The 8382-nt window shown below is 69.6% G+C and carries 8 protein-coding genes; 2 read left to right on the top strand and 6 right to left on the bottom strand.

Translation table 11 applies throughout. The features are described 5' to 3' along the window. A partial coding sequence (locus QH290_RS01870; protein WP_280381795.1) for a helix-turn-helix domain-containing protein occupies positions 1-158 on the top strand: 158 nt, incomplete at its 5' end. 409 nt (positions 159-567) lie between these two features. Here QH290_RS01870 and QH290_RS01875 read toward each other — a convergent pair. The 5 genes from QH290_RS01875 to QH290_RS01895 all read right to left on the bottom strand — a co-directional run bounded on the left by QH290_RS01875 (position 568) and on the right by QH290_RS01895 (position 5273). Further along, positions 568-834: a hypothetical protein gene (locus tag QH290_RS01875; RefSeq protein ID WP_280381789.1), complete on the bottom strand. Its 267-nt coding sequence runs from the start codon at positions 832-834 to the stop codon at positions 568-570. 1705 nt (positions 835-2539) lie between these two features. Further along, on the bottom strand, positions 2540-3337 hold the full coding sequence (locus QH290_RS01880; protein ID WP_280381790.1) for an RNA polymerase sigma factor SigF: 798 nt from the start codon (positions 3335-3337) through the stop codon (positions 2540-2542). After that, complete coding sequence (locus QH290_RS01885; RefSeq protein WP_280262593.1) at positions 3327-3758, bottom strand: ATP-binding protein; 432 nt, start codon at positions 3756-3758, stop codon at positions 3327-3329. The genes QH290_RS01880 and QH290_RS01885 overlap by 11 nt, the downstream gene beginning before the upstream one ends. Before the next feature lie 340 nt (positions 3759-4098). Continuing rightward, positions 4099-4779 (bottom strand): PAS and ANTAR domain-containing protein, encoded by a 681-nt coding sequence (locus tag QH290_RS01890; RefSeq protein ID WP_280381791.1) that lies wholly within the window; start codon positions 4777-4779, stop codon positions 4099-4101. A 95-nt stretch (positions 4780-4874) separates the two neighbouring features. Continuing rightward, the gene (locus QH290_RS01895; protein WP_280262597.1) at positions 4875-5273 is read right to left on the bottom strand and encodes an STAS domain-containing protein; all 399 of its coding nucleotides are present in this window, start codon (positions 5271-5273) and stop codon (positions 4875-4877) included. Between the two features lie 568 nt (positions 5274-5841). Between QH290_RS01895 and QH290_RS01900 the strand changes: the two genes are divergently transcribed. After that, a complete protein-coding gene (locus tag QH290_RS01900; RefSeq protein WP_280381792.1) occupies positions 5842-6669 on the top strand; it encodes a hypothetical protein in 828 nt (275 codons plus the stop codon). A 10-nt stretch (positions 6670-6679) separates the two neighbouring features. On the opposite strand, the gene QH290_RS01905 is transcribed toward QH290_RS01900, so the two are convergent. Beyond that, on the bottom strand, positions 6680-8382 hold a 1703-nt coding region (locus QH290_RS01905), incomplete at its 5' end, for a phosphoketolase family protein (RefSeq protein ID WP_280381794.1).

Here is an 8382-nt window from a genome sequence, read left to right on the forward strand (position 1 = left end):
ACCGCCAACGCACCGCCCGACTCCTGCACGTCCACACCAACACCGTCGACTACCGCCTCAAACGCATCGGCCAACTCACCGGCTTCGACCCCACCCAAGCCAGCGGCCTGTGGTACCTGCGCTCCGCCCTCGTCGCCCGCACCTACCGCGGCACCTGAACCGCAGAACGACCTGACACCCGCACGTACCACAGGGATCGGGACCATGGGAACGAAGAGGGTGCCCACCGGACGGATGATGAGCGGAATCCGTCCGGTGGGCGCACCGCCGCCCGGCAGCTGCGTTTGGGGTCGGAGCAGGAGGGAGTCGTTGGGTCCCTGCTCGACGCGTCCGCACGTCGCGGCGGCTGCGCTCGCCGAGCAGGGTGTTTGGCGGGTTGGCTGCGCCGGCGAACGCACGATCGGGAACAACGATGTTCACCGGCAGCGCCGTCATCCGCGCTGCATGCAATTACGGTAAGCCCCCGCCGGTACGCCCGCGAACCGAGCACCCACGTCTGGCCTGTCTCATAGACGATCCCGGAAAACCTTGGGAACGAACACAATTCACCACCGGGACGGAGACGATTCAGTCTTCGTCCGGTGGCGGCTCCGGGCGGACGTCCGGCACTTCCTGGGCTAGCCGGTCGTCGATCGTCGGGCCCTCGCGTTGCTCGTTCGGCGTGGTCCCGTAGCGGTCGGCGCCGGACCAGCCCTCCGGCGACTCGACTCCCTCCTCCAGCGGGTCGGCGTCCAGTTCGTCCTCGTCCAGGTGCTCCGCCGGACTGGATACGCCCTGCCATTCGATCGGATCCGGCGGTCCCGGCACGCGTTCGTCGCCGTACTGCTCGCTCATATTCGAGCGGATTACCGCGCTCAGGCACGCAAAACGCCGGACGGCCACAGATCACTCGACAACGGCGTGATTGTGCCAGCCATCTGCGGGTATTCGCCTCACGTGGTCACTACGAACCCACGGGAATCGGCGGACCACCAGGGCTCGCTGCGTCCGAGACCCACGGCATCGGCCACCGACCCCGTCGGCCAGCGATCACATCCCGGCCCGCGGGGCCGGGACCTGCCACGATCTGGTTGAGGAGGCAGAGATGGAGAGAGGCAGCACCAAACACGGTCCTCACCACGACGAGCAGCTCACCCGCGAACTGCAGGGGACATTGCGCGGCAACCGCTCCAGCCGCGCCGAGGAATGGCGCGACCCGGAGCCACCCGCCGACGACGACCCGGAGCTCACGGCCCGTCCCGAGCTCACCGTCCCCACCCCCACGCCGACGCCGGATCCCGTTCCCCCGGACCCGATTTCGCCACCGATCCCCACACCACCGCCCGACCCGGTACCCGACCCCCCGGGCCCGATCCCCGACCCCGGCCCACCCGACCCCCTCCCCGACCCGGGCCCGCCCGATCCCCTCCCAAGCCCCGGCGCAACCGAAACACCCCCACCCCACAACGCAACCGATTCCCAACCGTCCGCCACCCCACACTCGCAACCACCCTCCGGCACTACCCACCCACCCCCATCCACCAGCACGACCAACCCCCAACCGCCAACCGGCACAACGCACCCACCAGCGTCCCCCGGCGCGACGCACTCGCCAAGCCCCGGCACGACCGACTCGGCGCCGTCCCCCGGCACGACCGACTCGGCGCCGTATCCCGGCACAACGCGCCCGCTGCCAACCCCCGGCACGACCGACTCGGCGGAGTCCCCCGGCACGACCGACTCGGCGCCATATCCCGGCACAACACGCCCGCTGCCAACCCCCGGCACGACGGACACGGCAGAGTCCCCCGGTCCGACGGACTCGGCGCCGTATCCCGGTGTGGCACCGGCGGTTCCTCAACACGAATCGTTGGCGGCGATTCCCGAACTCGAGTTGTCGGCTCCGATTCCCGATGTCGGCCCGCAGGGGCCGATCCCCGGCTCCGGTCCGCCCGACCCGCTGCCGAACCCGGGCCCGTCCGGCCCGGTCCCCAACCCAGGCCCTCCGCTACCGGACCCCAATTCCCTACCGCCCCGGCGGAACCCGGACCCGCTCTCACCGCTGTCGAACCCCTACGCCGAAATCCTCTGGCCGGACGCACACCCGGACCGCCCCCTCCCCGACCACTACACAGGCCCACCCTGGCCGAACCCCAACCCCGAACCACCACAACGGGTCCCGAACGCCGGACCACCACGGTGGAACCTCAACTCCGAATCACCGCAGGCCAGCCATAACGCGGGTCCCCCCTGGCCCAGCCCCTAACCTCAACCACCGCGCCCGAACCCCAACCCTGAACCACCACGCCCGAACCCCAATCCGGAACCACCACGCCCGGACCCACATCCCGAACCACCACGCCCGAACCCCCACCCTGAACCACCCGGACCACCACCCCAGCCGGGCCCCGACCCCACCCCGCCACCACCCACCCCCCACGACCCGATCCCACCCGAACCCACCATCGGGCGGCCGCCATTCACGCACCGTCTGTTCGATCACGCACCAGCTGCAAGGTCTTGAAGGTGGTGCGGGAATGGGGAGGGGGTGCGGGGAGGGTCAGTCGCGCAGGGCTTCCTCGCGGAGCCAGGTGAGGGTTTTGGCGAGGATGCGGGAGACGTGCATCTGGGAGATGCCGAGGGTCTCGGCGATCTGGGTCTGGGTCTTGGATTCGAAGAAGCGCATGGTCAGGACCTGCTGCTCGCGGTCGGGCAGGTCGGCGATCAGCGGCTGCACCGCCATGAATTCCTCGACGCGGTCGTACTTCGGCTCCGGCGAGCCCAGCACGTCCCGCAGCGGCAGCGGCGTGTTCTCGCCGTCGTCGGCGGTCACCGCCTCGAGCGAGGACATCTGGTAGGCGTTTCCCGCGATCAGCGCCTGGGTGACCTCCACCAGATCCACATCGAGTTCGGCGGCGATCTCGCGGGCCTTCGGCAACCGGCCCAGCCGCTGCGCGAGCGTATCGATCGCGCTGCCGATGGACAGCTGAATCTCCTTGGTGCGCCGCGGGACTCGCACCGCCCAGGTGTTGTCGCGGAAGTGCCGGCGCACCTCACCCATGATCGTCGGCACCGCGAACGACAGGAACGACGAGCCGCGCGTGACATCGAATCGGTCCACCGCCTGGACCAGCCCCACCCGGGCTACCTGCAGCAGATCGTCGAAGTTCTCGCCGCGGCCGGAGAACTTGCGCGCGATATGGTCGGCCAGGGGCAGGCACAGCCCGATAATCTTCTCCCGCAACACTTCCCGCTGCGGGCCGTCCGATTCGACCGCGGCCAGCTCCGCGAAGACCGGTTCGATGTTGTCGTAGCTGTCGGCGCCGCGGTGGCGGCGTCCACGCCGATCATCCGTCATCGGCCTCACCCCGTGCCCGGCTGAATTCCACAGTAACCGGGTACCCGTTGCGCTCGGCATCGAAAGGTTCCGTCCGGGCGCCCAGGTCATCGGTGATGGTCCGCAGCACATGCCACCCGAAACCGTTCTCGTCGAACGCGTCCTCGACCCCCGTGACCGCGGACACCCGCACCGTCATCGCACCGTCGTCGTAGTCGAAATCGCAGTGGATCGCCGACGCCGGCGCCGCCTCGGCGATCAGCGCGGTCGCGACCTCGTCCAGCGCGACGCGAATATCGGTGACCTCGTCCAGCGCGAAATCCGCGATCAGCGCGACGGTCTCGGCCAGCGCACGCAGCATGGTGAGCTGATTCAGGTCGGCGGGCACCCGGACGCCCACGTTGGATGTCTGCACCGGCGACCTCGCGACCCATTCACTCATCGACACTTGTCTCTCCTCCCAACCGGTGAACCCGGCGGGGGCCCGCGGACCCCGGCCGTTGCGCCAACCGTTCGACGTCACGTCCATGATCGGGCCTTCGGCCCTCGGGTGTTGACACTCACCCCCGCGTACCCCTCGCGAACCACCACCCACACCGAATCACCGGATATGCCGCACCCGGCAACCCCGCCGCGCACCGGCCGACCCTCGACCGGCACCGCTCTCGGTGCAGGCCGCAACGGCTCGGAAGCGGATGCCACGGGTGGGCCTTTCTGCTTTCAGGCGGCAGTATCACTGCGCGGCGTACCCGATGCCGTGAACGTGAAACGTGCGCACACTTTCACGCGGTGTCGACATCCTCGTGCACGGTCAGCAACAGGTGGTCGAAGCGGGTGCGCATCTCGGCGGTCCCGCCGCCCAGCTCCGACACCTGCCGGACCAGCTCCTGCGCCAGCGCGCGCAGCTTGGTGTTGGTCTCCTGGGATCGCCAGGTGAGCACGCGGAACGCCTGCTCGGCACCGATGCCGTACACCAGCATCAGCGCGCCCTTGGCCTGTTCGATCACCGCCCGCGCCTCGTACAGTTCGGGCAGGGCGTCGCTGAGGGTCTCCTGGCGTTGCGCGTCGAGAGCCTCGGTCACGTCGACGTAGTAGCCGGCGGTGCCGACCACGGCGTCGTCCTCGAGCATCTGGTCGCCCACCACAATCACATGGCGTATCCGACCCTTCGTATCGATGATGCGGTGGCGGCTGCAGAACGGCTCCGCCTCCTCGATGGAGCGCGCGAGCGTCGCCGCCACCAGTTCCCGATCGTCGGGGTGCTTGTGCTCGAGCAGTAACTCGGTGGTCGGCCGTACCGAACCCGGTTCGTACCCGTGCATCAGTGCCACCTCATCGGACCACTCCCACCGCTGGTCGGAGAACCAGAAGCGGAAACTGCCCACATTCTGGGGCGTTCCGGCACCGACCACCCGTCCGAACTCCCGTGCGTCCTCCGGCGAGAGCTCTCCACTGTGTGTCACCCCCTGAGTATCCGCGCCCGGCGCGCCGGTAGCGAGCGCAGCGGTGGGGCCCGCATGCGTGTCGCGGGGTTCCCACCGCGTGTGACATGGAGTTATTACGCCGTCAGCGCAGTACGCATCGAGGTGTAGTACCGGAACAGCGGACGCATGCCGGTGACGGCCAGCACGCGTTCCACCTCGGGGCGCGCGCCCACGACGCGCAGGTCCACGCCCGTTTCGGCCGCGGTTCGCTTGGCATCGGCGAGAGAACGCGCCGATCCGATGCTCAGGAACCTGGTGTGATGCAGGTCCAGCACGACCGCGTGCGCACTGGTGCTGACGGCCTGGCCGAGCGCCTTGCGGAATACTCCGGCGACGGCGGCATCCAGTTCGCCCTCGATCCGGACGACCGTACAGTGGCGGCGCCGGTCACGAACGGGGGCCGGAGGTACGCCGACAGTGTCCGGATCCGGCAGCTGTTCTACTCGGCGTTCCAAAACCGCAATCGCAGACATAACTAGAGCCTCCCGTGCAAATGGGGCTTGCCAGTTCGCGAGCGCGGAGACCGGGTGAGTGCCGAACGACGAATCGGTAGCTCCTACGGACCGTCGACCGGCTGCCTCGAACAACTCCGTGCACGAACCGGGGTCGGCTGTAGTCTCAACCTGGCTTCATTGTGTCACGAGACGCGCCGGTTGTCATCGCCGGTTCGATGGACTCATCACCGCGGCCGCCGCCCACAATCCCGTCCAGGCACCCCACCACCGCCATCCAGGCACCCCACCACCGCCATCCGGGCATCCCACCACCGCCATCCAGGCACCCCACCACCCCTTATCCCGGCACGCTTTCCGCCGGGATCCAGACCTCTGCCGCGGCGGATCCGATCCGGAGGGACGGTGTGATCCCGCCGACAGCCGAGCCGCGTACTACGATCGATGGATTGCGAATACCCTTGCGCTGTAAGGCAATCCACTACATCGCAAGCTCCGCTGCATGTACACCTGCACGCGCACGCCGAGGCGATTCGTTCGATCTCCGAGTTCGCTTGCTACCGTGCCCGTTTCGCGGTAGATGTTCGGTGTGACCGTCGATCGGGCGCAGACGTCGTCGCTGCGCCGCAGCTGGGAGGAGCTCCCCGCCGTCACCCGCGCAGCGGTCGAGGGGCTCACCGGCCCGGTGCTGCGTGCCGAGTCCGTGATCGCCGGGTTCAGCAGCCACCTGGCGGTGGTGATCGACACCGCCGAGGGCCGCACCTTCCTGAAGGGCATGCGCACCGACGACCCCGAGGTGTGGACCCAGCACCGCGAGGCCGTGCTCGGACCGCACGTGGCCCCGATCGGCCCCCGGCTACGCTGGCAGCTCGCGGCGAGCGGCTGGGATCTGCTCGGATTCGATTACATCGCAGGGCATTTGGCCGACTATCGCGTCGACACCGACCTCGCGGCGACGGCGGCGACGATGGCCGCGCTGGGCCGCCTGCCCACCCCCGTCGGCGTCGAACTGAAGGATGCCGAGGTGCGGTGGGGTGCCTACCTCGACGATCCCGCCGAGGGCGCACGATTCGCCGGGGAGGCGCTGCTGCACACCGACTGGAACTACAGCAACGTCATCGTCACCGACACCGGCGCCCGGCTGGTCGACTGGCCGTGGGCGACGCGCGGCGCGCCCTGGATCGACCCCTGCTGCTGGATCGTGTGGCTCCTGCTCGCCGGGCTCGACCCGGTCGCCGCCGAACGGTGGGCCGCCCGGGTGCCGTCCTGGCACCGCGCGGACGCCCACGACCTGCGGGCATTCGCGACCGCCCTGGCCGCCGAGTGGAGCGCCACCGCCGCCCGCAACCCCAACATCTGGACACACGGCCTGCGCGATGCGGCGCGGCGGTGGGCGAGACACCGCTTCCACGCCTGACAGCCCGCCGTCAACGACGGGGCCCGCCGCCGGGCCACACCCAGTCGGCGATCTCCGGCAGGTCGCTGCCGGTCCGTTGCGCGTACACGGTATTGCGGTGCACCTGGTACAGCAGATGCGCGCGCAGATGCCCGATCCGGTCGGCCAGCCGGGGCACCTGCTCGAGGACCGCCAACGCCAGGTGATACCGATCGATACCGTTCATGGCGCACATCTGGAACGGTGTCGTGGTGGTGCCCTTGTCGTGGAAGCCGCGCACGTGCAGCCGCTCGTGGCCGGGGCGGCGATAGGTGAGCCGGTGAATCAGCCACGGATAGCCGTGGAAGGCGAACACCACCGGCCGGTCCGTGGTGAAGATCTCGGCGTAATCGGCGTCGGGAATGCCGTGCGGATGCCGGTCCGGCGGGAACAACCGGGCCAGGTCGACCACGTTGACGACGCGAACGGCCAAGTCCGGCACCAGTTTCCGCAACAGGGCGGCCGCCGCGAGGGTCTCCTGGGTGGGGACGTCCCCGGCGCAGGCCAGCACCGCGTCGGTATCGCCGTCGCCGTCGGTGCCCGCCCAGCCCCACACGCCCAGGCCCTGATCGCAGTGCTCGGCGGCCTCGTCGAATGAAAGATATTGCAGCGCGGGCTGTTTCCCGGCGACCACCACATTGACCCGGCCCCGCCCGCGCAGGCAGTGGTCGAACACGTGCAGCAGGCAGTTGGCGTCGGGCGGCAGATAGGCCCGGCACACCTCCGGCCGCTTGCTCAGCACATGGTCGATGAAGCCGGGATCCTGGTGCGAGGCACCGTTGTGGTCCTGCCGCCACACGTGCGAGGTCACCAGATAGTTGAGGCTGGGAATCGTTGTACGCCAATGGTATTCCGCCGCCGAATGCAGCCATTTGGCGTGCTGCACCACCATGGAGTCGACGATGTGCGCGAAGGCCTCGTAGGTGGAGAACACCCCGTGCCGCCCCGTCAGCAGATAGCCCTCCAGCCAGCCCTGGCACAGATGTTCCGACAGCACCTCGAACACCCGGCCGTCCGGCGCCGGATCCGCGTCGCCGGAGCGGATCGGCCGCTGCCAGCGCCGTCCGGTCACCTCCAGCACCGCGTCCAGCCTGTTGGAGGCGTGCTCGTCGGGGGAGAAGAACAGCAGCCGCCGGGGATTGGCGGTCAGGGCGTCGCGCAGGTACCGGCCGAGCACCGACGTCGCCTCGGCCTGCCGGGTCGCGGGCGCGCCCACGTCCACCGCGTGCGCGGAGGGGTCGGGCAGCCGCAGGTCCACGCTGTCGCGGGCGTGGGCGAGCGGATTGGCGCTCATCCGCAGTTCCCCGCGCGGGCACGCCTCGCGCAGTGCGGCGATCGGCTCGCCCGTGCCGGTGAACAGCTCCTCGGGATGATAGGAGCGCAGCCATTCCTCCAGCAGCGCACGGTGATACGGGTTGTCGCGCACCTCCCCCAGCGGGATCTGATGGGCGCGCCAGGTGCCCTCCAGGGCCACGCCGTCGACCCGCGCCGGGCAGGTCCATCCCTTCGGGGTCTCCAGGATGATCATCGGCCGCTCGGTGCGGGCCCCCGCCCCGGCCGCCGCGGCCACGACCAGGACCCAGCGCGGCGGCTCGCCGGTGCCGGGGACCAGCGCGGCATCCGGATCCGCCCAACGCAACCGGCCGGACCATGCCGCGATCGCACAACCACCCGCGACCATCAGCGCCAGGCCGA

Origin of the sequence: Nocardia wallacei, assembly GCF_029869545.1 — a bacterium.
Classification (GTDB): domain Bacteria; phylum Actinomycetota; class Actinomycetes; order Mycobacteriales; family Mycobacteriaceae; genus Nocardia; species Nocardia wallacei_A.

Bases quoted from the DNA above. Each gene is read 5' to 3' on its own strand.
- QH290_RS01880 (WP_280381790.1), bottom strand. From the start codon at position 3,337: ATGACGGATGATCGGCGTGGACGCCGCCACCGCGGCGCCGACAGCTAC.
- QH290_RS01895 (WP_280262597.1), bottom strand. From the start codon at position 5,273: ATGTCTGCGATTGCGGTTTTGGAACGCCGAGTAGAACAGCTGCCGGAT.
- QH290_RS01885 (WP_280262593.1), bottom strand. From the start codon at position 3,758: ATGAGTGAATGGGTCGCGAGGTCGCCGGTGCAGACATCCAACGTGGGC.
- QH290_RS01875 (WP_280381789.1), bottom strand. From the start codon at position 834: ATGAGCGAGCAGTACGGCGACGAACGCGTGCCGGGACCGCCGGATCCG.